The following is a 26,546-nucleotide window of genomic DNA, read 5'->3' as shown; positions in this document are numbered from 1 at the left end:
TATGTTGCGACGTCAGGCTCTGGGTCTGGGCAGCCTGCTGCTCAGCGCCGTCACGTTTGGCGGCTGGACGCTGTTCGCGAAAAGAGGCGAAAGCCCGCTGCTGTTGTCCGCGCGGGACGACGGCAACGGCCAGCACTTTGCGGTGGGTTATCGCGTCGACGGCACGCAAGTCTTCGCCACCGCCGTCGCCCAGCGCTGTCACGACATCATCAATCATCCGAGCTTGCCGATCGCGCTGTTCGTCGCACGCCGGCCAGGGACCGAAAGTTACCTGATCGACCTGCGCGACGGTCGCCTGCTGCAAACCATCACCTCGCAACCCCACCGACACTTCTACGGCCACGCGGTCATCCACAAGGACGGCGAATGGCTGTACGCCACCGAAAACGACACCACGGAACCGGGCCGAGGGCTGTTGGGCGTGTATCGATTCGTTGATGAGCGGCTGCAACGCACCGGGGAAATTTCTACCCACGGCGTAGGCCCTCACCAAGTGTCATGGATGCCGGATGGCGAGACCCTCGCAGTTGCCAACGGCGGCATTCGCACCGAGGCCGAGAGCCGCGTCGAAATGAACCTCGACGCCATGGAGCCGAGCCTGGTATTGATGCAACGCGACGGCACGCTGCTGAGCAAAGAGACCTTGTCGCAACAGATGAACAGCGTGCGCCATATGGCGATCGCCAGCGACGGCACCATCGTCGCGGGCCAGCAGTTCATGGGCCCCTCCCACGAGTCCGCCGAGCTACTGGCCATCAAACGGCCGGGCCAACCGTTTCAGGCCTTTCCGGTGGCCGAGCAACAGCTACAGGCGATGGCCCTTTACACCGCCAGCGTCGCCATTCACAACGACCTGCGGCTGGTGGCACTGACCGCGCCAAGGGGCAACCGCTTCTTCATCTGGGACCTGGACAGCGGCGCGCTGAAGCTCGACGCACCACTGCCCGACTGCGCCGGGGTGGGTGCGGTGACGGACGGCTTCGTCGTAACCTCGGGCCAGGGCCGCTGCCGTTTCTATGACTGCCGCGAGACGGTGCTGGTCGCCAAGCCGCTGGAGCTGCCGGCGGGGTTGTGGGACAACCATCTGCATTTGGTTTGATCGGGAATGGAAGTCCTGCTCAATGCCACTGGCAACTAAACCGCGACACGACTAACGTGCTCGCCTGATTCATCGGTTTTCCAAGGAAGTGGAATATGTTGCGTCGCCGCATGTTGATCATGTTGGGCATTGTCCTGATCGTGGTGCTGGCCTTAGGCGGGTACAAGGCGTTTTCGGTTTATCAGCAGATCCAGCAATTCACGGCGCCGAAGCCGCCGATCAACGTCGCGGTAGCGGTTGTTGCCGAGCGCCCATGGCAGAATCGGCTGCCAGCCATCGGCACGCTCAAGGCGTCCCAAGGCGTGGATCTGTCGCTGGAAATCGCGGGCACGGTCAAGGCCGTGCAGTTCGAATCCGGCCAGAAGGTCAAGGTCGGTCAGCCGCTCCTGCAACTCGACAGCGATGTGGAAAAGGCCCTGCTCGGCACTGCCGAAGCGGACCTCGGTCTGGCACAGGTGGAGTACGGCCGCGGCAGTAAACTGGTGGGCGAATCCGCCATTTCCCGTGGCGACTTCGACAAGCTTGCGGCCACCCAGAAAAAGGCCGCCGCCACCGTCGCACAACTGAACGCTTCCCTGGCGAAGAAGCGCATCCTCGCACCCTTCAGCGGCACCATCGGCATTCGTCAGGTTGACGTGGGCGACTACCTGGCCAGCGGCACGGTGATCGCCACCCTTCAAGACCTGACCAGCCTGTACGCGGACTTTTTCGTGCCGGAGCAAATGCTCCCGAAACTGGCCCTTGGCCAAGAAGTACAGGTGAGCGTCGCGGCCTACCCCGAACGCGTCTTCACTGCGCGCATCAGCGCCATTAACCCCAAGGTCGAAGACACCACCCGCAATGTGCTGATTCGCGCCACGCTGACCAACCCCGACAGCCAACTATTGCCTGGCATGTTCACCAGCCTGCAAGTGCTGCTCGGGCAGGACACGCCGCAACTGGTACTGCCGGAAAGCACGATTACCTACACGCTGTACGGCAACTCGGTCTACGTCGTCGTGCCGAAAAAGACCGCCGACGGCCAGCCGGAAAACAACAGCAAGGGCGAGCCTCAGCTCATGGTCGAGCGGCGCTTTGTCGAAACCGGCGAGCGTCGGGGCGGGCTGGTGATTATCAGCAAAGGATTGAAAGCCGGAGAGCACGTGGTCACCGGCGGTCAGCTCAAACTGGATAACGGCGCTGCCGTCGCCATCGTGGCCGACCCGGCAACACCGTCTGACGCCACCCCGGCGGCGCAGAACAGACAGCCCAAAGCTGACTGATCAAGGAATCGATCATGGCCTTTACAGACCCTTTCATCCGTCGCCCGGTGCTCGCCAGCGTGATCAGCCTGTTGATCGTGCTGCTGGGTTTTCAGGCGTTCAGCAAGCTGACCATCCGCCAGTACCCGCAGATGGAGAACGCGCTGATTACCGTGACCACGGCCTACCCCGGCGCCAACGCCGAAACCATTCAGGGCTATATCACTCAGCCGCTGCAGCAGAGTCTGGCGAGCGCCGAAGGCATCGACTACATGACCTCGGTCAGCCGGCAGAACTTTTCGGTCATTTCCATCTATGCACGCATCGGCTCCAACAGCGACCGCCTCTACACCGAGCTGCTGGCCAAGGCCAACGAGGTCAAGAACAAGCTGCCCCAAGACGCAGAGGACCCGGTGCTGAGCAAGGAAGCCGCTGACGCCTCGGCGCTGATGTACATCAGCTTTTACAGCGCCGAACTGAGCAATCCGCAGATCACCGATTACCTGTCCCGGGTCATCCAGCCAAAGCTGGCGACGCTGCCGGGCATGGCCGAAGCCGAGATTCTGGGCAATCAGGTCTTCGCCATGCGCCTGTGGCTCGACCCGGTGAAGCTCGCCGGTTTCGGCCTCACCGCCAGCGACGTCACCGAGGCCGTACGCAAGTACAACTTCCTGTCCGCTGCGGGCGAGGTAAAGGGCGAGTACGTGGTCACCAGCGTCAACGCCAGCACCGACCTGAAATCCCCCGAGACCTTTGCGGCCATCCCGCTCAAGAGCGTGGGCGACAGCCGCGTGCTGCTGGGCGATGTGGCGCGGGTGGAAATGGGCGCGGAAAACTACGACACGGTCAGCTCGTTCGACGGCACACCGTCGGTGTACATCGGCATCAAGGGCACGCCCAGCTCGAACCCGCTGGATGTGATCAAGGAAGTGCGGCGCATCCTCCCGGAGCTGGAAGCCCAGTTACCGCCTAGCCTCAAAGCGTCCATCGCCTACGACGCGACGCTGTTCATTCAAGCCTCGATCCATGAAGTCGTGAAGACCCTGATCGAAGCGGTACTCATTGTCATCGTCGTGGTGTTCCTGTTCCTTGGTGCCCTGCGTTCGGTGCTGATCCCGGTGATCACCATCCCGCTGTCGATGATCGGCGTGTTGTTCTTCATGCAGTTGATGGGCTATTCGATCAATTTGCTGACGCTGTTGGCGATGGTGCTGGCCATCGGGCTGGTGGTGGACGACGCCATTGTGGTGGTGGAGAACATTCACCGGCACATCGAGGAAGGAAAGACGCCGTTCGATGCAGCCATTGAGGGCGCTCGCGAGATCGCCATGCCGGTGGTGTCGATGACCATCACCCTGGCCGCAGTGTATGCGCCCATCGGTTTTCTGGAGGGACTGACCGGTGCGCTGTTCAAGGAATTCGCGCTGACGCTGGCCGGCGCAGTAGTGATCTCCGGGATCGTCGCGCTGACCCTGTCACCGATGATGTGCGCCGTGCTCCTGCGCCGGGAAGAGAACCCCAGCGGCCTGGCGCACAAGCTCGATCACGCCTTCGAGAGCCTGAAAGGCCGTTACCAGCGCGTCCTCCATGGCACGCTGAATACGCGTCCGGTGGTGATCGTGTTTGCGGTGCTGGTGCTGTGCATGATTCCGGTGTTTCTCAAGCTCAGCCAATCGCAACTGGCGCCGGACGAGGACCAGGGCATCATCTTCATGATGGCGATGGCACCGCAGCCGACCAACCTCGATTACATGAACACCTACACCGATCAGTTCATCAGCATTTTCAAAGCGTTCCCGGAGTACTACTCCTCGTTCCAGATCAACGGTTTCAATGGCGTGCAAACCGGCGTCGGCGGGTTCCTGCTCAAGCCGTGGGATGAGCGCAGCCGCACGCAAATGGAGCTGCTGCCAGAAGTGCAGGCCAAGCTCAACGGCATCACCGGGCTGCAGGTTTTCGGCTTCAACCTACCGTCGTTGCCCGGCACCGGTGAAGGCTTGCCGTTCCAGTTCGTGATCAATACACCGGGCGACTATGCCGCGCTGCTGGAGGTGACGGATCGCATCAAGAAACGCGCCGCCGATTCGGGCAAATTCGCGTTTCTGGACGTTGACCTGGCGTTCGACAAGCCGGAAGTGGTGGTCGACATCGACCGCGCCAAGGCCGCCCAGATGGGCGTGTCGATGCAGGACCTGGGCGGCAGTCTGGCGACGCTGCTCGGCGAGGCGGAAATCAACCGTTTCACCATCGACGGGCGCAGCTACAAGGTCATCGCCCAGGTCGAGCGCGCCTACCGCGACAACCCGGCGTGGCTTTCGAATTACTACGTCAAGAACGCTGACGGCAAGATGCTGCCGTTGTCGACGCTGATTACCGTCAGCGACCGGGCAAGGCCCCGACAGCTCAATCAGTTCCAGCAGCTCAACTCGGCGATCATCTCCGGCTTCCCCCTGGTGAGTCAGGCAGAGGCGATTGAGTTGGTGAGACAGATCGCGATCGAAGAATCGCCACCGGGTTTTTCCTACGACTACGCTGGGGCCTCCCGTCAGTACGTGCAGGAAGGCAATGCGCTGTGGGTGACGTTCGGCCTGGCCCTGGCGATCATCTTTCTGGTGCTCGCCGCGCAGTTCGAGAGCTTCCGCGATCCGCTGGTGATTCTGGTGACGGTGCCGCTGTCGATCTGCGGCGCATTGATCCCGCTGTTCCTCGGCATCTCGTCGCTGAACATCTACACCCAGGTGGGTCTGGTGACGTTGATCGGGCTGATCAGCAAGCACGGCATTCTGATCGTCGAATTCGCCAACCAGCTACGCCGGGACAAAGGCCTGACCGCCCGCGAAGCGGTGGAGGCAGCGGCGGCGATACGCTTGCGTCCCGTCTTGATGACCACCGCAGCGATGGTGTTCGGCATGGTGCCGCTGATTCTCGCGACGGGTGCGGGCGCGGTCAGCCGGTTCGATATCGGGCTGGTGATTGCTACGGGCATGTCGGTGGGGACATTGTTCACGCTCTTTGTGCTGCCGTGCGTGTATACGCTCCTGGCGCGGCGGGATGATGCGCAGCCCGAGGGCAATAGCCATGGGGTTGCCGACACGACTGCTGGCCGCTGACGCAAAAACCTCGCCACACGCCCACAAAAAAGGCCCCGATCTTCGGGGCCTTTTGGTCAGCGCAACGGAAAGGAATCAGCCTTGCGGTCCGCTCCCTTGGGCCAGGCCGAACATCAACAGCAGCAGATCGTGATCAGGCCGGGCCGTGTCAGACACCTTGGCCACCCGAGGCAGCGGGCAATGGCCTTCGCCATGCACTGCACTCAGAATCTTCGGCCCGGGCTGATCCCAGGCAGCCAGCGCGATGGAAGTCACCCCCAACGCCCCGACCAAAAACAAACCTCGCGCCATTTCTAACTTCATCGCTGTAAACCTTTGATGGGCCTGCCAAACGCGGTCTCGTAAAAGTAGACCAGCTTTGTCCAGTCCGCCGCCTGAAACGACGAATGGCGGCGCAGTTGTTTCATGTCGTGCTGTGCGGCAGCGTAGGACGTCAGGCGCTGTCGGCATTTCTCCAGATCGAGCAACGCCACTTCAGCCCTGGCATTGGCGCCCTCGCCCACGACACGAACGAAAACGTGCTTGATGTAAATGCAGCTGTGCTGCCAGCGACCCTTGTGCATACGGGCCAGGTTGCTGGCGATTTCCTGGAGCATCTGTTCGTAGACGGCTTCGCCATACTGCTCACGACCGCCGGCGCGCAGCCAGTTTTCGAATTCGTCAAAACCGTCCAGCGAGGCGGTGACGAGCAGCGCGCGCCACTCGTTGTTCTCATCGCGCTCTGCGCCGCAGAACACCATGCGCGGCACGTTGACGTCGAGCTGACGAAGGCCCTCGAGGGCATCGCGTTCGCGCAACACCGTCGGACGGCCGAAAGGGTGCAACCAACTGCGATAGATATGGCCTGTCTGGCGCTTCACATACAGCAGCCGACCGTTTTCCGAGACGACGCGCTGCACGCCACTTTCACCGCCACGGCGCACATTGGGTTCTTCGACCCACTCGCCCCGCGTGTTCCAGAAATAGGCGAAGCGGTCCTTGGCAGGAACGGCTAACTCTGTTGCGAAATCCACGGCCATCCTGTTGTTACCTCTTACGTAATAGATACACACGCCACATGGCGTACATCGGCAGGAAATCCAGGCGCTCCTGAATTCGAAACCCTGCCTGTTCAAATTCGGCCTCTACGGTGGCCACCGGCAGCACGAAGCGATTCTGATAATCATGTTGCGGTCGCGACGCTTCGGCGCGTCGTCGCTTCCAGGCCTTGAAATTGCCATCCACCCACAACGACACAATCACGCTGTCGCGGGTCACCCGGTGAAACTCCTTCAACAGCACGGCGCGGTCTTCGGCCTTGCCGATGTGATGCATCAGGCGCATGCAGAAGATGCTGTCGACGGCGTTGTCGGGCATCTCGATAGCAAAGGCCGAGGTCTGCAGCGGTTGCACGCGCTTGACGACCTCCGCGGGTTGCGACTCGCACGCGATCTTGACCATCGCCGCCGAGTTGTCCGCACCGATGATCACCCGGTTGGGCTTCTCTGCCAGCACTGGCCAGAAACGACCGGCGCCACAGGGCAGGTCCAGCACCAGACCCGGCTCGCCTGCCAGCGCCACTGCGCGGCGGGCGAGCTGTTTGTCACGTCGGTCCGACAAGCGTCTCGCCAGTCCATCGTTGTGTTTACGTAAATACTTTTTCGCGTGTTCGTCGTCGTACTTGCGCGAAAAATCAAGCTCGATCCGCTTGCTCATGGCCGCTTCTCCTTTGAATGAGAGGGCCAAACTAAGCAGCGGGACGTTATGTTCAGGTCACATGAATGTGAAAAAAACGTCTGAAAAAGTGAAGATATGTTACGAGATTATTCAAGGACTTAGGGCCAGCATACGGCCATATTCCGCGGAGTTTTAGCACCTTTACACAGGCTGTACATTTGTCGACGGCAACCGAACGGGGTCTTTGGCAGGGCGCGAACCCATGTCCACGCTGAATCGACAGCCGTTGGGCTCCATGGTGTCCAGGCTCACCGACCACCCCTGGTTTTCGCAGATACGCTGCACCAACGACAGTCCCAGGCCCAGACCTTCGCCCCTTTGCTCGGTGCCGCGCACGAATGGCTGAAACATTGCCTCACGTTTTTCCTCGGGGATGCCTACACCGGAATCCTCCACCATGAAGCCGCCTTCACGCAGCGTCAGGCGGATAAAGCCGGTTTCGGTGTAGTGCAACGCATTGCGCAGCAAGTTGCCCATCACGGCATACAGAAAGGTGGCGTTGTAGGCGGCTTCGGAAGGTTGGCCAGGCAGGTATTCCAAGGTCAGCCCTTTGCGCTCGATCGGCTCGCGCCACAGGCTGATCAACTGCTGGGCGGCGCCTTGCAGGGTCAGTTGCGGATTCAGGGCGAGGTCGTCGTGCTGGGTGCGTGCCAGCATCAGGAAGGTCTGCACCAGATCGCGCATTTCCTCGCACGCCCGCGCCACGCGTTCGACCTGGGCCCGCGCGCGCTGGTCCAGCGCCGGGTTTTCCAGCAACAGCTCACAGGAACTGGCCAGCACCATCAACGGCGTGCGCAGTTCATGGCTGACGTCGCTGGTGAACATCCGCTCGCGGGTCAAGGCATCACGCAGGCGGCCCAGTGTGGCGTCGAAGGCGACCGCCAACTCGCCCACTTCGTCAGCGGCGTAATCAGGGGCCAAGGGCGGCGCGAGGCCGAGCAACTGATCGCGATGGCGCACCTGCCGGGCCAGCCGCACCACCGGCGCCATCACCCGCCGCGCCAGTATCCAGCCGAGGAAAATCGCCAGCGCCAACGCCAGCACAAAGCCCACCAGCACCACGGCGAACAGTACGCGCTCACGTTCTTCGAAATCGCTTTGATCCTGGAGCAGCACGTAGTGGCGACCGTCGACGATCTCGACCATCGCGTGGTAGGACAACGGCCCGCGAAAGACTTCGTGAAAACCCGACTCCAAATGACGAAGATCCTTCGGCAGCTCGAAATCCCCCGGACCGCCGCTGAAGTAAAACAGCTGATCCGGCTCGGGGCGATGGTTCCAGTCATTGACGCTGTCCATCAGCAACAGCCGCGTCAGGTCGCCGCCCAGTCCCGCCGAAATCAGCTTTTCTTCGACCAGGTGCACCGTCGCGACAATGCCCATCGCGAAGCAACCGGCAACCAACGCACTCATCAAGGCGAAGGCGATGATGATCCGCTGGGCGAGGCTCTGCTTAAACTCCATCACGCCCCTCGGCGAGGCGGTATCCGACACCGTGGACGGTCTGCAACAGCGGCTTTGCGAACGGCTTGTCGATGACCTGACGCAATTGGTGAACATGGCTGCGCAGGCTATCGCTGTCCGGGCAATCGTCGCCCCACAAGGCTTCTTCCAAGACTTCACGGCGCAGCACGTGAGGGCTCTTCTGCATCAACACCGCGAGCAACTTCAGGCCAACCGGGTTGAGTTTAAGCAGACGCCCTTCACGGGTCACTTCAAGGGTGTCGAGGTCGTAGATCAGATCGGCGACCTGCAGGGTACGCCGACCGCCGCCCTGGGCACGCCGTAGCACGGCCTCGATGCGCGCCGCCAGTTCCGACAGCGCGAACGGCTTGAGCAGGTAGTCGTCGGCGCCGGAGCGGAACCCCTGCAGCCTGTCGTCGAGCTGGTCGCGGGCGGTGAGCATGATCACCGGGGTGTCGCGGCGCGCGTCTTCACGCAGGCGCTTGCACAGGGTGTAACCATCGATACCGGGCAGCATGATGTCGAGCACGATCAGGTCATAGTGCTCGGTCGCTGCCAGGTGCAGACCAGACAGACCGTCTTGCGCGCAATCGACGGTATAGCCCTTCAATCCGAGGTAATCGGCAAGGTTTGCCAGAATGTCCCGGTTGTCTTCAACCAGCAGAATTCTCATGGCGCGTGTCTCCCTATGCGGTGTGGCGAGACCCGGGACACGGCTCGAGATGCCGCTCAACAAGGTCAGAGTTGGCGGCAGCTTACGGCGATGCGCGCTCAAGGGCCAGCACTGCGGTGCATAACGTTTTTTTCACCCGCGATTCACGGCGCCGCGACAGCGTTCTGCTCAGACTTCGCACCGCTCGGGCTCCCTCTCCCCTCGCCCATCACACGGAATTTGCCATGTCACACGCACTCGAACGGCCCGCCTCACGCCCGATCAACGCTTGGGTTTATCTGGGCATACCGGCCGTGACCGCCATCGTTTTGATCCTGCTGGAATTGACCTCGCTGGACATGGACATCGCCAAACTGGCCTATGACCCCGTGGCAGGCGAGTTCATCGGTCGGCACAGCTTCTTTCTCGAAGACGTCCTGCATGACCGCGCCAAACAGGCCGTCATCGCCATCGGCGTGTTGTCCTTCTTGAGCTTCATCGCCTCGTTCTTCGTCAACGTGCTGAAGCCCTGGAAACGTGAACTGGGCTGCATGGTCTTGTCGATGGCGTTATCCACCAGCTTCGTCACGCCGGTGAAAGTCGTGACATCGGTGCAGTGCCCGTGGAGCCTGAAAGAATTCGGCGGCCAGGAAACCTACAGCGAACTCCTCAGCCCCCGCCCCCAAACCGACAAACCCGGCCGCTGCTGGCCCGGCGGCCATGCGGCCACCGGCTTCACACTGTTCGCCCTGTTCTTCGTCTTCCGCGACCGCAAACCCCGCCTGGCCAAAGCCGGCCTGATCTTCGCGGCGGGACTGGGCACCGTCTTCTCCATCGGCCGAATGCTACAAGGCGCGCACTTCTTCTCCCATAACATCTGGACGGCGGTGTTCTGCTGGCTGCTGTGTTTGGGGGCGTATTACGTCGTGCTGTACCGGCCGGCGAAAAAGGATGTAGTGGTGGGTGGAGAAGCAGTTTCGGGATGATGACTAGACGGGGACAGATTAATTTACGGTGAAGCGCTGTAAATAAATCAGTCCCCTTCAACCCGGTAAATAAATCAGTCCCCTACAACCGGTATGCATGCCCACGCAGAGCGTGGGCATGATCAAGCGTTAGAGCCAAAATTGAGGGTGCCCAAACGGGCCTCTTCCCGGCTAAAGCCGGTCCTACTAGGAGACCGCGTGCATCCCGTGGGATTGGCTCTCCCTGTAGGACCGGCTTTAGCCGGGAAGCCCTTGATCCGCTTAAACGCGCTTTTGATCTTGATCTTCGTACACAAAAAGTCCAGTCACCGCCAAACGCGACTTGGGTGCAGGCTGAACGCAGGTCTCGCGGAGTGGGCCGAGCGGCATGGATGCCGCGAGAGCGCCGTCAGGGCATGGATGCCCGTTCGGCGCGGGCCCACGGAGCGAGACCGGAGTGAAGGAACCCGACGAAGTCGGGCCCAACCAGGAGCAAGCACCCTTGGTTACTTGGGGTGCTTTTCCAAGTAACTCGCCGGAGGCGAAATGTCTGCCCCTAGGCAGACGCTCTTGATCCTGAGGCTTTTCGAAGGTCACTCGCGGAGGGAGTCATTTAGCGCCGCCCATAAAAAAACCCCGCCTAAGCGGGGTTTTTTCTACATCGGGGTACGGCTGGCTTACATCATGCCGCCCATACCACCCATGCCGCCCATATCAGGCATACCGCCACCGGCTGCCTTCTCATCAGCCACATCAGCGATCATCGCCTCAGTAGTGATCATCAGACTGGCGATCGACGAAGCAGCCTGCAGAGCAGAACGCGTCACCTTGGCCGGATCGAGAATACCCATCTCGATCATGTCGCCGTACTCGCCGCTCGCAGCGTTGTAACCGTAGTTACCCGTACCCTGCTTGACCTTGTCGACCACAACGCTAGGCTCGTCGCCCGAGTTCGCCACGATCTGACGCAGAGGCGCTTCAACCGCACGACGCAACAGAGCGATACCCACGTTCTGATCAGCGTTGTCGCCACGCAGTTCGGAAATCGCCTGCAGCGAACGAACCAACGCAACACCACCGCCAGGCACCACGCCTTCTTCAACGGCCGCACGGGTTGCGTGCAGGGCGTCTTCAACGCGGGCTTTCTTCTCTTTCATTTCAACTTCGGAACCCGCACCGACCTTGATCACTGCAACGCCGCCCGACAGCTTGGCCAGACGCTCTTGCAGCTTCTCTTTGTCGTAGTCCGACGACGTGTCGCCGATCTGCTGACGGATCTGCGCGATACGACCGTCGATGTCGGCACGAACGCCAGCACCGTCGATAATCGTGGTGTTTTCTTTGTTCAAGATAACGCGCTTGGCATTACCCAGGTGTTCCAGGGTAGCGGTTTCCAGGCTCAGGCCGATCTCTTCCGAGATAACGGTACCGCCAGTCAGAACAGCGATGTCCTGCAGCATGGCCTTGCGACGGTCGCCGAAGCCAGGGGCCTTGACCGCTGCAACCTTCACGATGCCGCGCATGTTGTTCACGACCAGAGTCGCCAGCGCTTCGCCCTCAACGTCTTCAGCCACGATCAGCAGAGGACGGCCAGCTTTCGCAACGGCTTCCAGAACTGGCAGCATTTCGCGGATGTTGGAGATCTTCTTGTCAACCAGCAGCAGCAGCGGGCTTTCCAGCTCGGCAACCATGGTGTCCGGCTTGTTGATGAAGTACGGGGACAGGTAGCCGCGGTCAAACTGCATGCCTTCAACGACAGACAGCTCGTTTTCCAGACCCGAACCTTCTTCAACGGTGATAACGCCGTCTTTGGTCACTTTTTCCATGGCTTCGGCAATGATGTCGCCGATGGAATTGTCCGAGTTGGCCGAGATGGTGCCGACCTGGGCAATTGCCTTGGTGTCGGTGCAAGGCTTGGACAGCTTCTTCAGCTCGGCAACAATGGCGATGGTCGCCTTGTCGATGCCGCGCTTCAGGTCCATCGGGTTCATGCCGGCAGCGACGGCTTTCAGGCCTTCGTTAACGATGGCTTGAGCCAGAACAGTGGCGGTGGTGGTGCCGTCGCCAGCGTCATCGTTCGCACGGGAAGCAACGTCTTTGACCAGCTGCGCGCCCATGTTTTCGAAACGGTCTTTCAGCTCGATTTCTTTGGCTACGGACACACCGTCTTTGGTGATCAGCGGAGCGCCGAAGCTTTTTTCGATGATGACGTTACGGCCTTTAGGGCCCAGAGTTGCTTTTACTGCGTCGGCCAGGACGTTGACACCAGCCAGCATTTTTTTACGGCCAGCATCGCCGAATTTAACTTCTTTAGCAGCCATGATCGTTATTCCTTAAATACTTTGTAGTAACGGGAAATGGGGTATGAACTCAGCCTTCGACGACCGCGAGAATTTCGTTCTCGCTCATCACCAGCAGGTCTTCGCCGTCTACTTTCACAGTGTTGCTGCCGGAGTAAGGGCCGAACACCACTTTGTCACCCACTTTCACGGCCAGCGCGCGTACTTCACCGTTGTCCAGGATGCGACCGTTGCCGACGGCGATGATCTCGCCACGGTTAGGTTTTTCAGCAGCCGAACCAGGCAGCACGATACCGCCAGCAGTTTTTGTTTCTTCTTCGCTGCGACGGATTACGACGCGGTCATGCAGAGGACGAAGCTTCATTGTCGATCTCCTAATTATGGTTTTTAAACGCCCGGTGCGAACACCGGCGGGTTAAAACATCCGGGCTTGCCGGTTACGGTTCGCGAGCGAACCGCAGAATACGGTCTGACGAAACGCGCCAGAAACCTTGCGGTGACCCATACATAAGGGCGAGCAAGCCGAATTCAAGGCTGACCCCAGAAATTTTTTGAAGGAAGTGTGGTCGCAAAAACGAACACGGCACCCGCAGGTGCCGTGTCGTGGTGGACGTGAATCACTTTTTGTCCAATGGCTCGAATTCGCCTTCGATCACTTCGCCCTCAATGACCTCAGGGCGGCGTGCTTCAGGACGGGCAGCGCCGGGGTGCATGGGACCCGGTGAATTCGCCGCATGCATGTTCTCGGCAAACGCACGCTGGCGCGCGGCCTGAGCCTCGGCGCGGTTGCGCACCTTACCGACGATCAGGCGACGGGTAAACGGCATCAGAAACAGCAGGCCCAGCACGTCACTGATGAAGCCAGGCAGCACGAGCAAACCACCGCCGATGGTCATCATCAAACCGTCGAGCATCTGCTGGGCGGGCAGTTCGCCACGGGCGAGACTCTGGCGGGCACTCAGCGCGGTGGCCACACCGGCGATCCGCACCACGAACACACCGAGCATTGACCCGGCAACGACCAGCAGGAAGGTCGGCAGGAAGCCGATCGACATCCCGACTTTCACCAGCACGAACAGCTCGAGCACCGGAAAAAGCAATAAAAGCAGAAGAAAAACGCGCATCAAAGTGAGTTCCTAAACGGAAGAAGGCTTCCAGTAGACCTTACGTGAAGTCGCAAAGTCGTTAATTCAAGCCTCGGCCTGTTCAAGTGTGGGCCATTTTTCAGCGTGAGCCAGTTGAATCAAGGCCTGGCGGACGTGTGTCGGCGTATTACAGGGTTCAGCGAAGGCCAGCCAGTGCAGACTTTGTCCCACGCGCAAATGCATGCCCTCGCTGTCGATGCCGACCAGCATGGCGGGCTCGGTCTTGGGCAAACCGGCCAGTTCGACGTAGTGTGCGATGGCCTTGGCGTGGTCGGCGTTCATGTGCTCGACCATGCTCACCTCCGCAGCCCCGGCAAATGGATTGGCCAGCGCTGCGTCGTCCAGCCAGTGAATCGCGCCAAAGCCGCCGATAAAGCGATAACGCACCGGCTTCAGCACCCAGAAATCGAAATCGTGGGCGCTGTGGTAACTCTGGGATTCCGGAAAATAGCGGTAGTAGCGCTGAGCGGCCGCTTCCGTCTGTGCCTGGTCGCTGATCTTCTCGGCCTCGGCCATCAGCGTGACGCGCCCCACCGCTTGCACATCTTCGGCGCCCCGTTCGCCCACCAGTAAAGAGCACTTGGCGTCGAGCTGCAGGTTGTGGGTGTGTTGCGCGATGCGGCTGATGAGGATCAGCGGACGGCCTTGATCATCCAGGCAATAAGGCACCACCGAGCCAAACGGGTAACCGGGCATCGACTTGGAATGGGTCGACAACACGCCACGGTATTCCTTGAGCAGCAAGGCTCGTGCTTGCCGGTTGGCGCTGGCGCTCATGTGGGGCTCCTGGACAGTAAAACGAAGGCATCGGGGATGCGAAGCGGGAGACGGCGACGCATGCCACACGATAATCGTAATCGTGGGAAGGTGCCAGATTGGGAGGGAGTGACGGTTTGGCGGAAGGTTCGCGTAACGAAAACGCGGTGAAAACTCAAGCCCGCCGGCGCGCGCAGATCAGGGGTTGACCTGCGCACGCTCAGGCATCGATAGCGCTGCTATTACCAGGAAACACCGAAACCGGCGGTGTAGCGGGTCTTGTCCAGGTCGCCGTTGTCGGAGCCGCTGATGATGTCCTTCTCAGCCTTGAGGTTGAGCGAGGCCCATTCGGTGACTTTGTAACGCAGGCCCACTTCCGTCTCGAGGCTGTAGTCAGCTACGCCGCTGATAGGCTTGCCGACTTCACCGTTGGTGAAGAATTCGACCTTCTTGCCGATCAGGTAACGGTTGTAGTCCCAAGTGCCGGACACGGAATAGAAGTTGTCCTTCTCACCGTTGGAATATTCGAAATCGGTGCGGTTAAGCAGCGCACCGATTTTGAATGCGCCCAGCTCGTCGTCCCAGAACTGGTAACCCGGACCGGTACCGACGGTGCGCTGACGGGCCAAGTCTTCAATGGTGTCACGCTTGTAGGTGATGCGGCCGTCCCAGAACCACTTGTCCGTGAAGAACCGGTCCACCGAGTACTCGGCGTCCCAGTTATTGGTAGTGGTCAGGCTGTCCTGGGACTCGCGGTTGTACTCGCCCTTGGCGTTGTGGCGCCATTGGCCGTGGGTCGCTGAGGTCTTGAAGGCGATGTTGTAATCGTCGGTGTCGTTCTCGGCGCGCTGGAAGTCGAGCGCAGCGTCAACATTGCCCTTCCACACCAGATCAGTGACCACCGGCTTGGGTTTGATGATCTGCTGAATGCTCGCCAGCTCAACTGTCTTCGGTGCATCGCCATTGGCCAGCGTGACCTTGCCATCTTCGGCCGGCTGCAACGATTTGGAGACTTCGCCAGTGGTAGCGTCCTGCTTCACCAGAAGGTGCTGGTCACTTTCCAGCGTCTTGATTTCCTTCCAGTCCAGCGGGACGTCGCCTGCGTATTTGGTATTGATCAGCAGCTTGCCGCCGTCGAAGAACTTGATGGTCCCGGTCATTTTGTCGCCGTTTTTCAACCAGACGGTGTCAGCGAGCAATGGGGTAGAAGCAGTGGCAACAGCAACGCACAACAGGGTTCTGGACAACATAAGCAACGACAAGGCTCTGGTTCGCGGAAAATCGGGCATTATCCGAATGGACAACGTCTTGGCAATCGGCGGACCGCCGACACAGGTATGACTGACCGTCTAAGGCTTCTATAGTTCCTTGTCGAAAATTCCCGTTCATCCCTTTTACAGGAACGAATGCGTGATCGAACAAACACCGGCGCACGACGACCCTACCGGCCTCTCGCCCGCAGAGGCACGGCGCACGGCGCTTTACCTCACCTTGCATCAAGTGCCGGAAGGCAAAGTGGTCAGTTACGGTCAGTTGGCGGAGCTGGCCGGTTTGGGACGAGCGGCACGCTTCGTCGGCAGGGCGTTGAGTCAGTTGCCGGACGGCAGCAGCCTGCCCTGGCACCGCGTGATCGCCGCCGGCGGGCGCATCAGCCTGGCGCCCGGAACGGTGTCGGGAGAGGAGCAACGCGCACGGCTGCGGGCCGAAGGCGTGACCATCCGTAACAATCGTGTGGATATGCAGCGTCATGGCTGGCGCCCGACAGAGCACAACGGTTAGAGTGCGCGCTTTGTTTACGTAACCTGAGGCAGATTCCAGCCCATGCCCCGCAAAACCTGGCGCGCCGCGCTCGCCGCATATGCCAGCCCCTCTACGTTTGTGCTCCTGTTGCTCGGCTTTGCCGCGGGCATGCCCTACATGTTGGTGTTCTCAACGCTGTCGGTCTGGCTCCGTGAAGCCGGCGTCGCGCGTGAAACCATTGGCTATGCCAGCCTAATCGGCCTGGCCTATGCCTTTAAGTGGGTCTGGTCGCCGTTGCTCGATCAATGGAGCCTGCCTTTGTTGGGCCGGCTCGGCCGACGTCGTTCGTGGCTGGTGCTTTCGCAGTCGCTGGTCACCCTGGGCCTGATCGGGATGGGGTTCTGTGATCCGCAGCAGCACCTCTCGTGGCTGATCGCGATTGCGGTGCTGGTCGCGTTTTCTTCCGCGACCCAAGACATCGCCATCGACGCCTACCGCCTCGAAATCGCCAGCGACAGCCAGCAAGCGACTCTTGCCGCCAGCTACATGGCCGGCTACCGCGTCGCCGCCCTCCTCGCCACCGCCGGTGCGCTGTACTTCGCCGAAGGCTTCGGTTCGACCGGCTTCGCCTACAAACACTCGGCCTGGGCCGGCACCTACGTACTGTTTGGCCTGCTTATGGTGCCGGCACTGATCACCAGCCTGATCATGCGTGAGCCATCGGTGCCGATCCGCACCCAGCTGTCGGCGGTGCGTTACGGCTTTGCTCATCAACTGGCCTCGGTGTTCGTGCTGATCATTCTGCTGGTTTCGGTGCCGGCGATGTTCACCCAGCTGTACAACACCGATTTCGCCAGCGTGCTGTTCCAGGGCACCACCTGGAAAGACCTGCTGATGGAAGACCGCGCCTTTCTGCGCGCGATTCTCTACACGCTGCTGACCGTGGCCTGCCTGTCGTCCATGGGCCGACGCGGCCTGGCGCCGGTGCTGACGCCGATCAACGACTTCATCCTGCGTTATCGCTGGCAGGCGTTTCTGCTGCTGGGGCTGATCGCCACGTATCGCATGTCCGACACGGTCATGGGCGTGATGGCGAACGTGTTCTACATCGACCAGGGCTTCACCAAGGATCAGATTGCCAGCGTCAGCAAGATTTTCGGGCTGGTGATGACCCTGGCCGGTGCGGCATTTGGCGGCCTGGCGATCGTGCGTTTCGGCATTCTGCCGATCCTCTTCATCGGCGGCGTGACCTCGGCAGCGACCAACCTGCTGTTCCTGATGCTGGCCGACATGGGCCCGAACCTGAAGATGCTGATCGTCACGATCTCGCTGGATAACTTCAGCTCGGGCCTCGCGACATCAGCGTTCGTGGCCTATCTGTCGAGCCTGACCAACCTCAAGTTTTCGGCCACTCAGTACGCGCTGCTCAGCTCGATCATGCTGCTGTTGCCGCGTCTGATCGGCGGCTATTCCGGGGTCATGGTGGAGAAGCTGGGGTATCACAACTTCTTCCTGGCGACCGCGCTGATGGGCGTGCCGACGCTGTTCATGATCGCCCTGCACTGGGCGCAGGAAGCACGCCGGGAAGCGCGGGAAGAAGCGGAAGAAGGCGAAGAGCCGGCCAAGCCTGCGGATTCAATTCTGTAGGGCGCACCCGATTCTGTAGGAGCGTGGCTTGTCCCGCGATCTGGCGCGCAGCGGCAGTCAATACGGTGAGTGCGGTGCGTCAGCAACAAAGGCCGTCGCAAGGTTTACGACTGCTGCGCAGCCGATCGCGGGACAAGCCACGCTCCTACGCCCTTCGGGCAGAAGCAAGCCTCAATCATGCAAAGGCACCAACACCTACTCAACAAAAAGCCCCGCACTCTCACGAGTCGGGGCTTTTTGGTTTTTGCAATCGAGCGTTAGGCCTTCGTAGGCTGCTCGTCCTGCACCACACGAATCACCCGTTGCGGGAACGGGATGTCGATGTTGGCCGCGCGCAGGCGGTCGCGGATTTCAGCGTTGAAGCGGTTCGACACGTCACCGAAGTCACCGGTCTTGGTCCACACACGCAGGGATACGGTAATCGAGCTGTCGCCCAGTGCCGCGACCACCGCCTGTGGCGCCGGGTCCTGCAGGATGCGCGGGTCATCCGCCATGTCCATCAACACTTGCAGCGCCTGCTTGAGGTCGGCGTCGTAGTCGATGCCCACATCGAAGGTGATCTTGCGCGTCGGCTGACGGTTGGTGTTGGTGATGATGCCGTTGGACAGATTGCCGTTGGGCAGGATCACCGTCTTGTTGTCGCCGGTACGCAGCACAGTGTGGAAGATCTGAATCCCGTCCACGGTGCCGGATACACCCTGCGCTTCGATCCAGTCGCCAATGCGGAACGGACGGAAAAGCAGAATCAACACGCCGCCGGCAAAGTTTGCCAGGCTGCCCTGCAACGCCAGGCCGATGGCCAGACCGGCCGCACCGATCGCGGCGACGAATGAGGTAGTTTCAACCCCGATCATCGAAGCCACGCTGACGATCAGCAGGATCTTCAGGATGATGTTGGTGATGCTGCTGATGAAACCCTGCAACGCCAGATCGACGTGGCGCAGCGCCAACAGTGCACCCACCCGGGAAGTCAGTCTATTGATCAGCCACCAGCCGACCAGCAGGACGACCACTGCCAGCAGCACCTTGCTGCCGTATTGCATGACCATCGGGATCCAGGCCTGAGACGCTTTCACCAGATGGTCTACCTGGCCGTTTAAATCCAAGTCCATCTATTTCTCCTCTGAGTCGCGCATGGAAGGCTGAAGCAACGGCGCCGAGTGGGCCCATTGTTTCAGCGAGACCTGCATTCGGACGCACAGGAACCCCTCGGGTTCCTGAGTCAACATGAAATCGCAGGGCAAATCGCGGGGTAATCAGTCGCGGAAGTTGTTGAATTGCAGCGGCATGCCGAACTCGTGACCGCGCAGCGCAGCGATCGCCTCTTGCAGGTCGTCACGCTTCTTGCCGGTGACGCGCACTTGCTCGCCCTGAATCGCGGCCTGAACCTTGAGCTTGGCCTCCTTGATGTGAGCGACGATCTTCTTCGCCAGCTCCTTGTCGATGCCTTCCTTGAGCGTGGCTTCCTGCTTCATGACCTTGCCGGACGCGAAGGGATCTTTCAGTTCCAGGCATTGCACATCGATCTTGCGCTTGACCAGGGCCAGCTTGAGGATCTCGATCATGGCTTCAAGCTGAAAACCTTCTTCGGCCGTCATCTTGATCAGCAGGTCTTTTTCCGTGAACTCGAAGCTGCCTTTGCCTTTGAGGTCGTAGCGGCGGTCCAGCTCCTTGATAGCGTTGTCGACGGCATTCGTGACTTCGTGTTTATCCAGTTCGGACACTACGTCGAACGAGGGCATGTAGATTCTCCAATTGATACGGCGCGGCTCAACATGTGGATGGAGCACGCCTGACTTGACGGTATGAAAGCCCGGTCATTATAACGAGACTTTTCCCACGTTCATGTGAGCCTGCGATGTTGATTTCGTTTTCCTTGCGCACCGAGATCTTCGTCATCGGGCGTCATTTCTTTTGAATTCCGTGTGCTGGCACGTTCTGGGCGCGGGCAGTCTGGGGAGTCTCTGGGCCACGCGACTGGCCCGGGCGGGTCTGCCGGTGCGGTTAATCTTGCGCGACGAGGCCCGACTGGCGGCCTACGACGCGCACGCCGGTCTGGCGCTTGACGAGAATGGCCAGCGTCAGACGTTTGCCATTGCGGCGCAGACGGTCAGCGCGGATGAACCGATCCGGCGTCTGTTGGTGGCGTGCAAGGCCTACGACGCTGAACGCGCCGTTGCAGCCGTCGCCCATCGCCTGACCGACAAGGCTGACGTACTGCTCCTGCAAAACGGTCTGGGCAGCCAGGAAGCGGTGGCCGCCATGATCCCGCACGCGCGCTGCATTTTTGTCTCCAGCACCGAAGGCGCCTACCGCGATGAAGACTGGAGCGTGGTATTTGCCGGACAGGGCTCCAACTGGCTGGGCGACATACCGCACGGCGCGGCGCCGGCCTGGCTGGAAGACCTCAAGCAGGCAGGCATCCCCCATCAATGGACCGCTGACATCGCCGAACGCCTCTGGCGAAAGCTCGCGCTCAATTGCGCGATCAACCCGCTCACCGTGTTGCATCAATGCCGCAACGGCGAGCTGCTGGCCCATGCAGAAGAAGTGACGGCACTGTGTGCCGAGCTCGCCCGCGTGCTGCAACGCTGCGGTCAGCCCGGCGCGGCTGACGGTTTGCTGGAGCAAGTGCAACAGGTGATTGCCGCCACCGCCGGGAACTATTCCTCGATGTATCAGGATGTCGCCCAAGGCCGTCGCACCGAGATCCGCTACCTGCTCGGGCATGTCTGCGCGACGGCGGACGCCCTCGATTGCCCGGCGCCGATGCTGAACCAGTTACGCCTGCGACTGATCGAACACCTCAACGCCCGGGGCCTGCCCAGCGACTGACGGGTTTGCTCACGGGCGGAACAGCGCTAACCTGCCCGCTCCTTATTCCGGTGACCTGCCCCATGCCATTGCGCCAGCGCCTCGAAAACCTGCCGGTCGGTCAAAAGCTTCTGGCCGCCTTGCTGGTGTTGCTCACTACCGTGCTGGTGGTCGCCAACCTGACCTTCATCAGCGCCGCCTATTACATCTCCCAGGAAGCGATGGCGCCCCAGGCCTTGCAAACAATCGGTCGGCTGATCAGCAATCCCGGGCTTTCCGAGCAAGCCTTGTCCTCGACCTCTAACGCCCAGGCGCTGCTCAAGGAACTGAAAAACTACGGCCCATTACGGGCGGCAGCGGTGTACGACGGCAGCGGTACGCGTCTGGCGCAGATGCAGCAAGGCGACAAGCTGCGCATGCCCGACCACTACCGGGATCTGGAGAGCTGGCGCGTCACCGAGTTTCGCAACACTCAGGTCATCCCCATTCCCAAAGCGGGGCAAGCGCAGGGGCATCTGTTACTGGTCGCCAGCAGTGAATTGCCGACGGCGTTCTACACCGGCACGCTGACCGCCAGCCTCGGCATCCTGATCTTCAGCATCCTGCTCTGGGCCGGCGTTGCCCGGCAGATTCGGCGCTTTATCACCGAACCGATCTACCAGCTGGAAGACCTGTCGCGGCGGGTCACCCGCGAGGAGAACTACGCGCTGCGGGCGACGCCCGGCAACAAAGACGAAATCGGTTCGCTGGCCGAGGCATTCAACACCATGCTCTCGCGCATGGAAGCCCGTGAGCAGCAGCTCAGACGCGCCCGCGATGAATCCCAGGACGCCTACGATCAGGCGCAGGGGCTGGCGGAAGAAACCCGTCACACCAACCGCAAGCTTGAGCTGGAAGTTCAGGTGCGCAGCAAGATCGAGAAGAAGCTGACAGGGTTTCAGAACTACCTCAACAGCATCATCGACTCCATGCCGTCGGCGCTGATCGCCCTGGACGAGCAGCTGTATGTCACCCAGTGGAATCAGGAGGCCGGCGCCCTGTCCGGTACGCCGCTGGATGAGGCGCTCAACCAGCCGATTTACTCAGCCTTCCCGCCAATGCGGGCGTTTTTGCCGCAGATCAAACAGACCGTCGAACGACACACCGTCACCAAGATCGAGCGCGTCACCTGGGTCAAGGGCGAAGAGTCCCGCCATTACGCCCTCACCTTCTACCCCCTGACCGGCGATGCCGGGCGTGGCGCGGTGATCCGCATCGATGACATCACCCAGCGCCTGTCGCTGGAGGAAATGATGGTGCAGTCAGAGAAAATGCTTTCGGTGGGTGGTCTGGCCGCTGGCATGGCCCACGAGATCAACAACCCCCTCGGGGCGATCATGCACAACGTGCAGAACATCCGCCGTCGGCTGTCGCCCGATCTGCCGAAGAACCTGGAGCAGGCCGAGCAGGAAGGTATCCAGCTGGCTGCGGTGAATCAGTACCTGATCGCGCGCGAAGTGCCGCAGTTGCTCGACGGCATTCAGTCAGCCGGAGCGCGTGCGGCGAAGATCGTCAGCCATATGCTCAGCTTCAGCCGACGCAGCAACCGTCAGTTGGCGCCTTGTGATCTCCCGGCATTGATCGATCAGGCCGTAGAGATCGCCAGCAACGACTTCGACCTGACCATCGGTTTTGACTTCAAGGGCCAGAACATCATTCGCCAGTTCGACCCTGCTCTGGGCCCGGTGCCTGCGACGGCGAACGAACTGGAGCAAGTGCTGCTCAACCTGTTGAAAAATGCCGCTCAGGCCATTCACCAGCGCGAGAACGCCAGCGAGCCGGGGCGCATCATCCTGCGTACCCGCCTGAACCCGCCGTGGGCGGAGATTCAGGTCGAGGACAATGGCATCGGCATGCCGGAAAGCGTGCGCAAGCGCACCTTCGAACCGTTTTTCACCACTAAGGAAATCGGCCAGGGCACGGGCCTCGGGCTGTCGGTGTCGTATTTCATCATCACCAACAACCACAAGGGCCAGATGGAAGTGCATTCCACCCTCGGCCAAGGCACCTGTTTCACCTTGCGCCTGCCGCTGGTGGACAATTCGATAGATATGCCTGCACCACAGGTCATTGGTCAGAACGACCGGGAGTAGAGCCATGGGATTTCGCTTGTCGAAAATTTACACGCGCACGGGTGACACCGGCGAAACAGGCCTGGGCGATGGTCGCCGAGTGCCGAAGGATCATCCGCGGGTCGAGGCGATCGGGGAAGTTGATTCGCTGAACAGTCAGGTCGGCGTGTTGCTGGCCGGCCTTTCGGTAGCAGTCGCGACTCATCCGGCGCTGCAGGAAGTCATCGACGTATTGGCGCCCTGTCAGCATCGGTTGTTCGACCTGGGTGGCGAGCTGGCGATGCCGGAATACAAGGCGCTGAATGCGGCGGAGATCGAGCGCCTGGAAACGGCCATCGATCACTGGAATGAAGAGCTGGGGCCGCTGGAGAATTTCATCTTGCCGGGCGGCTCTACGCTGATCGCCCAGGCCCACGTTTGCCGGAGCCTGGCGCGCACGGCGGAGCGGCGTTGTCAGCACCTCAACGCGGTCGAGCCACTGGCCGGCGTCGGGCTGGCGTACATCAATCGGCTGTCGGATCTGCTGTTTGTTGCGGCGCGGATCATTGCCCGACGTGAGGGCGTGGCAGAGATTTTGTGGGAGCCTGCGAAGAAACCGCAGTGATTTGGGAGACAGTGCTGCGGTGCTGAGGGGCTACTGTCCTGACGTGCTGCTGTCCTGATACACCGCAACTCAGCTGGCAAGCGCAAATCCTGTAGGAGTGAGCTTGCTCGCGAAGACTGCATTTCAACCATTAGAGATCTAATGGATTTACAAACCTCTTCGCGAGCAAGCTCACTCCCACAATGATCCCATTCGCCGCTGAATCTGCGGTGTAGCAACCTTAGATCTCGCGGCTCGGACTTCGACAGCTGTCAGCTTTGCGGCCAGAACGCGCGAATTCCGGCCACACCCTGCGCACCACTCTCCCAAGCGTGCTGACGGTCCGTCGGCCCTACCCCGCCCAGCAGATAAACCGGCTTGCTGAAGCCCTCGATCAACTCGCGGGCCTTTTCCCAACCCAGCGGCTGGGCATCTGGATGGCTTTGGGTCGGCAGCACGGGCGAGATCGTGACGAAATCCACGCCCATCTGCTCGGCCAGACTCAACTCTTCGGCGTCGTGACACGAGGCCGCCAGCCAACGGTCTTCGGGAAACGGACGGCCCTTGCTGGCGTATTTGCGCAGCTGTTCGCTGGTCAGGTGCCAGCCCGCTGCCGGAAAGTCACCAAGCCATTCGCGCGGTCCTTTGAGCATCAACTGCGCCTTGCCCGCGCATAGCCCGACCGCGTCCACCGCCACGTCACGGTATTTCGGGTCGTACATGTTCGGCGCACGCAGCTGAACCAGCTTGATGCCGCCGGCCACTGCCGTGCGTATACCGCGCAACAGCTCCGGCGTGTCCAGATCGTCCGGGGTGATGAGGTACTCACCCGGCAAACGCGCAGCGGCCACGATCGGCCGATTCGCTGCCGGGAATTCATACTCGGCCAGCTCCCGCTGCGATACCCAGGCCAGCGGTTGCCCTTCAACACCGTCGGGCTCGCCGGTGAACGACGAGACTTCCCAGACATCCAGCAACACCTGCTTGTCCGGGTAGTCGTGCTTGATCTTGATCAGCGGACGCGCTGCAGTCACGACGATGCCCAGCTCTTCGTGCAGCTCGCGGGACAGCGCTGCTTCGACCGACTCATCAGGTTCGACCTTGCCGCCGGGAAACTCCCACAAGCCGCCTTGATGCTGTTTGTCGGCGCGTCGTGCGATGAGGATCTTGCCGTCGGTGCCACGGATCACCGCCGCGGCCACATGGATGCGTTTCACGTTCAACCTTCCTCCAGACCCGCCTGCTGCCAGCGCTTGAACTCAGGCCACTGATAAATCGTTTCGACGTAGGCTGCCGCGTCTGAGGGCAACTCGACGTGATAGGTACGAAAGCGCACGGCGACCGGTGCGAAGAACGCATCGACGATGCCCGGCGTGCCGAACAGGAAACCTTCACTCACACCCGACACCGCGCGGCATTCACGCCACAGCGCAACCATGCGGTCGATGTCTGCCTGAGCTTCGACCGAAATGACTTCCAGCGCCTCGTCCTGGCGCAAATCCATCGGCAAACGCGAGCGCAGTCCGACAAAGCCGCTGTGCATTTGCGCGCATGCCGACCGGGCCTGAGCACGGGCGGCGACGTCCGCCGGCCACAAACCTGCGTTCGGGAAGCGCTCTGCCAGGTACTCACAGATCGCCAATGAGTCGACGATGGTGCCGTGCTCGCACTTCAGCGCAGGGACTTTACCGGTCGGCGAGTGCTCAAGAATCAGGCGCGTGGTGTCGGCCTGATTCAGGCGAATCACCTGATCGGTGAACGCCTCGCCGGTCAGCGCAAGCGCCAGCCAGGGGCGCAACGACCAGGAGGAATAACGTTTGTCGCCGATGATCAGATGCAGGCTCATGTCTTGGCTCCATTGAAACCGGTGGACTCGCTCGTGACTCAGGTGCGGTATTCCGCGTTGATTTTCACGTATTCGTGCGACAGGTCGGTGGTCCAGATGGTCTCACTGCAATCGCCACGGCCCAGCTCGATGCGGATGGTGATTTCTTCCTGTGCCATCACCAGCGAGCCTTGCTCTTCAGTATAGGTGCTGGCGCGGGCGCCCTTGCTGGCGATGCAGACGTCACCCAGAAACACGTCGATCTTGCTCACGTCGAGGTTCGGCACGCCTGCGCGACCCACGGCCGCCAGGATGCGTCCCCAGTTCGGGTCCGACGCGAACAGCGCGGTTTTGATCAATGGCGAGTGGGCCACGGTGTAACCGACGTCCAGGCATTCCTGATGATTGCCGCCGCCGTTGACTTCGACGGTCACGAACTTCGTCGCGCCCTCGCCGTCACGGACGATGGCCTGGGCGACGTCCATGCAGACCTCGAAGACGGCTTTTTTCAGCGCTTCGAACAGTGAACCCTTGGCCTCGGTCACCGCGGGCAAATCAGCCTGCCCAGTGGCAATCAGCATGCAGCAGTCGTTGGTCGACGTGTCGCCATCGATGGTGATGCGGTTGAACGACTTGTTGGCGCCGTCGCGAATCAGGTCCTGCAGCACGTCCGGCGCCACCTTGGCGTCGGTGGCGATATAACCAAGCATGGTCGCCATGTTCGGACGAATCATGCCCGCGCCTTTGCTGATGCCGGTCACGGTGACGGTCACGCCGTCGAGTACGAACTGACGGCTCGCACCCTTCGGCAGCGTGTCGGTGGTCATGATGCCGGTGGCCGCCGCAGCCCAGTTGTCGACGGACAAATCATCCAGCGCCGCCTGCAGCGCGCCTTCGATCTTCTCGACGGGCAATGGCTCACCGATCACGCCGGTGGAAAACGGCAGCACGGCGCTGGCATCGACCCCGGTGATCTCGGCCAGCTTCGCGCAGGTGCGCTCGGCAGCGGCCAGGCCCGGTTCGCCAGTGCCGGCGTTGGCGTTGCCGGTGTTGGTCAGCAAATAGCGCACCGCGCCTTGCACGCGCTGCCTGGCGAGGATCACCGGTGCCGCGCAAAAGGCGTTCAGCGTGAACACGCCTGCGACGCTGGAGCCTTCGGCGCAGCGCATGACGACGATATCTTTGCGCCCCGGGCGCTTGATGCCGGCGGAAGCGATGCCGAGTTCAAAACCGGGAACCGGGTGCAGCGTCGGCAAAGGACCAAGACCAACAGCCATGAAGTGCGCTCCTTGAAAGACAGTCACGCCATGCGGCCTCGCCGACACGGCTCGATTGATTGAAAAACGCCGCGACGGCTAAGCCGGTCGCGGCGTGATGT

The 26,546-nt window shown here is 61.0% G+C and carries 24 protein-coding genes; 9 read left to right on the top strand and 15 right to left on the bottom strand.

Annotated features, from left to right (window positions below; translation table 11 throughout):
• Position 1 precedes the first annotated feature (1 nt).
• From SLW74_RS07290 to SLW74_RS07280, 3 genes are all read left to right on the top strand, one after another.
• Positions 2-1,099 (top strand): DUF1513 domain-containing protein, encoded by a 1,098-nt coding sequence (locus SLW74_RS07290; RefSeq protein ID WP_410928485.1) that lies wholly within the window; start codon positions 2-4, stop codon positions 1,097-1,099.
• 95 nt (positions 1,100-1,194) lie between these two features.
• On the top strand, positions 1,195-2,361 hold the full coding sequence (locus SLW74_RS07285; protein ID WP_410928484.1) for an efflux RND transporter periplasmic adaptor subunit: 1,167 nt from the start codon (positions 1,195-1,197) through the stop codon (positions 2,359-2,361).
• A 14-nt stretch (positions 2,362-2,375) separates the two neighbouring features.
• A complete protein-coding gene (locus SLW74_RS07280) occupies positions 2,376-5,450 on the top strand; it encodes a multidrug efflux RND transporter permease subunit (protein WP_410928483.1) in 3,075 nt (1,024 codons plus the stop codon).
• A gap of 75 nt (positions 5,451-5,525) precedes the next feature.
• On the opposite strand, the gene SLW74_RS07275 is transcribed toward SLW74_RS07280, so the two are convergent.
• From SLW74_RS07275 to colR, 5 genes are all read right to left on the bottom strand, one after another.
• Positions 5,526-5,753 carry a hypothetical protein gene (locus tag SLW74_RS07275; protein ID WP_065992187.1) on the bottom strand — a complete coding sequence of 76 codons (228 nt, stop codon included), beginning with the start codon at positions 5,751-5,753 and terminating at the stop codon, positions 5,526-5,528.
• Positions 5,750-6,469 carry a lipopolysaccharide kinase InaA family protein gene (locus tag SLW74_RS07270; RefSeq protein ID WP_065992185.1) on the bottom strand — a complete coding sequence of 240 codons (720 nt, stop codon included), beginning with the start codon at positions 6,467-6,469 and terminating at the stop codon, positions 5,750-5,752. The genes SLW74_RS07275 and SLW74_RS07270 overlap by 4 nt, the downstream gene beginning before the upstream one ends.
• 7 nt (positions 6,470-6,476) lie before the next feature.
• Positions 6,477-7,145, bottom strand: a complete 669-nt coding sequence (locus tag SLW74_RS07265; RefSeq protein ID WP_410928482.1) for a class I SAM-dependent methyltransferase — start codon at positions 7,143-7,145, stop codon at positions 6,477-6,479.
• A 162-nt stretch (positions 7,146-7,307) separates the two neighbouring features.
• Positions 7,308-8,630, bottom strand: a complete 1,323-nt coding sequence (locus SLW74_RS07260; RefSeq protein WP_410928481.1) for a sensor histidine kinase — start codon at positions 8,628-8,630, stop codon at positions 7,308-7,310.
• Positions 8,620-9,303 (bottom strand): two-component system response regulator ColR, encoded by a 684-nt coding sequence (colR, locus tag SLW74_RS07255; protein WP_037014624.1) that lies wholly within the window; start codon positions 9,301-9,303, stop codon positions 8,620-8,622. The genes SLW74_RS07260 and colR overlap by 11 nt, the downstream gene beginning before the upstream one ends.
• A 224-nt stretch (positions 9,304-9,527) precedes the next feature.
• On the opposite strand from colR, the gene SLW74_RS07250 reads away from it, so the two are divergent.
• Positions 9,528-10,268, top strand: a complete 741-nt coding sequence (locus tag SLW74_RS07250) for a phosphatase PAP2 family protein (RefSeq protein WP_410928480.1) — start codon at positions 9,528-9,530, stop codon at positions 10,266-10,268.
• A gap of 656 nt (positions 10,269-10,924) precedes the next feature.
• Here SLW74_RS07250 and groL read toward each other — a convergent pair.
• From groL to SLW74_RS07225, 5 genes are all read right to left on the bottom strand, one after another.
• On the bottom strand, positions 10,925-12,568 hold the full coding sequence (gene groL, locus SLW74_RS07245) for a chaperonin GroEL (RefSeq protein WP_065992179.1): 1,644 nt from the start codon (positions 12,566-12,568) through the stop codon (positions 10,925-10,927).
• 49 nt (positions 12,569-12,617) lie between these two features.
• Positions 12,618-12,911 carry a co-chaperone GroES gene (locus SLW74_RS07240; RefSeq protein WP_065992178.1) on the bottom strand — a complete coding sequence of 98 codons (294 nt, stop codon included), beginning with the start codon at positions 12,909-12,911 and terminating at the stop codon, positions 12,618-12,620.
• Positions 12,912-13,164: 253 nt separating this feature from the next.
• Positions 13,165-13,671, bottom strand: a complete 507-nt coding sequence (locus tag SLW74_RS07235; protein ID WP_065992177.1) for an FxsA family protein — start codon at positions 13,669-13,671, stop codon at positions 13,165-13,167.
• A gap of 66 nt (positions 13,672-13,737) precedes the next feature.
• Positions 13,738-14,469, bottom strand: coding sequence for a HugZ family protein (locus tag SLW74_RS07230; RefSeq protein WP_296308532.1), 732 nt, complete (start codon positions 14,467-14,469; stop codon positions 13,738-13,740).
• A 221-nt stretch (positions 14,470-14,690) separates the two neighbouring features.
• Positions 14,691-15,698 carry a DUF481 domain-containing protein gene (locus SLW74_RS07225; RefSeq protein ID WP_065992174.1) on the bottom strand — a complete coding sequence of 336 codons (1,008 nt, stop codon included), beginning with the start codon at positions 15,696-15,698 and terminating at the stop codon, positions 14,691-14,693.
• 160 nt (positions 15,699-15,858) lie between these two features.
• On the opposite strand from SLW74_RS07225, the gene SLW74_RS07220 reads away from it, so the two are divergent.
• Together SLW74_RS07220 and SLW74_RS07215 are read left to right on the top strand one after the other, a co-directional pair.
• Complete coding sequence (locus SLW74_RS07220) at positions 15,859-16,227, top strand: MGMT family protein (RefSeq protein WP_083233242.1); 369 nt, start codon at positions 15,859-15,861, stop codon at positions 16,225-16,227.
• 42 nt (positions 16,228-16,269) lie between these two features.
• Positions 16,270-17,835, top strand: a complete 1,566-nt coding sequence (locus tag SLW74_RS07215; protein ID WP_296308535.1) for an AmpG family muropeptide MFS transporter — start codon at positions 16,270-16,272, stop codon at positions 17,833-17,835.
• A gap of 257 nt (positions 17,836-18,092) precedes the next feature.
• On the opposite strand, the gene SLW74_RS07210 is transcribed toward SLW74_RS07215, so the two are convergent.
• Complete coding sequence (locus SLW74_RS07210; RefSeq protein ID WP_065993168.1) at positions 18,093-18,941, bottom strand: mechanosensitive ion channel family protein; 849 nt, start codon at positions 18,939-18,941, stop codon at positions 18,093-18,095.
• A 150-nt stretch (positions 18,942-19,091) separates the two neighbouring features.
• On the bottom strand, positions 19,092-19,577 hold the full coding sequence (locus SLW74_RS07205) for a YajQ family cyclic di-GMP-binding protein (protein WP_065992166.1): 486 nt from the start codon (positions 19,575-19,577) through the stop codon (positions 19,092-19,094).
• A gap of 172 nt (positions 19,578-19,749) precedes the next feature.
• On the opposite strand from SLW74_RS07205, the gene SLW74_RS07200 reads away from it, so the two are divergent.
• From SLW74_RS07200 to SLW74_RS07190, 3 genes are all read left to right on the top strand, one after another.
• Complete coding sequence (locus tag SLW74_RS07200; RefSeq protein ID WP_410928479.1) at positions 19,750-20,670, top strand: putative 2-dehydropantoate 2-reductase; 921 nt, start codon at positions 19,750-19,752, stop codon at positions 20,668-20,670.
• Between the two features lie 62 nt (positions 20,671-20,732).
• On the top strand, positions 20,733-22,781 hold the full coding sequence (locus SLW74_RS07195) for an ATP-binding protein (RefSeq protein ID WP_410928478.1): 2,049 nt from the start codon (positions 20,733-20,735) through the stop codon (positions 22,779-22,781).
• A 4-nt stretch (positions 22,782-22,785) separates the two neighbouring features.
• Entirely contained in the window at positions 22,786-23,364 is a 579-nt protein-coding gene (locus SLW74_RS07190; RefSeq protein ID WP_410928477.1) for a cob(I)yrinic acid a,c-diamide adenosyltransferase, read from the top strand.
• Between the two features lie 251 nt (positions 23,365-23,615).
• On the opposite strand, the gene SLW74_RS07185 is transcribed toward SLW74_RS07190, so the two are convergent.
• From SLW74_RS07185 to argJ, 3 genes are read right to left on the bottom strand one after another with little or no spacing between them, the layout of a single operon-like run.
• Positions 23,616-24,560 carry a Nudix family hydrolase gene (locus SLW74_RS07185; protein WP_410928476.1) on the bottom strand — a complete coding sequence of 315 codons (945 nt, stop codon included), beginning with the start codon at positions 24,558-24,560 and terminating at the stop codon, positions 23,616-23,618.
• Between the two features lie 2 nt (positions 24,561-24,562).
• Positions 24,563-25,189 (bottom strand): glutathione S-transferase family protein, encoded by a 627-nt coding sequence (locus tag SLW74_RS07180; RefSeq protein ID WP_410928475.1) that lies wholly within the window; start codon positions 25,187-25,189, stop codon positions 24,563-24,565.
• A gap of 38 nt (positions 25,190-25,227) precedes the next feature.
• A complete protein-coding gene (gene argJ / locus SLW74_RS07175; RefSeq protein WP_410928474.1) occupies positions 25,228-26,445 on the bottom strand; it encodes a bifunctional glutamate N-acetyltransferase/amino-acid acetyltransferase ArgJ in 1,218 nt (405 codons plus the stop codon).
• Positions 26,446-26,546 lie beyond the last annotated feature (101 nt).

Origin of the sequence: Pseudomonas sp. W5-36 (assembly GCF_046540455.1) — a bacterium.
In the GTDB taxonomy this organism is placed as follows: domain Bacteria; phylum Pseudomonadota; class Gammaproteobacteria; order Pseudomonadales; family Pseudomonadaceae; genus Aquipseudomonas; species Aquipseudomonas graminis_B.
Note: the sequence above shows the minus strand (reverse complement) of the source record. Positions and strands in the feature narration are given on the sequence as shown.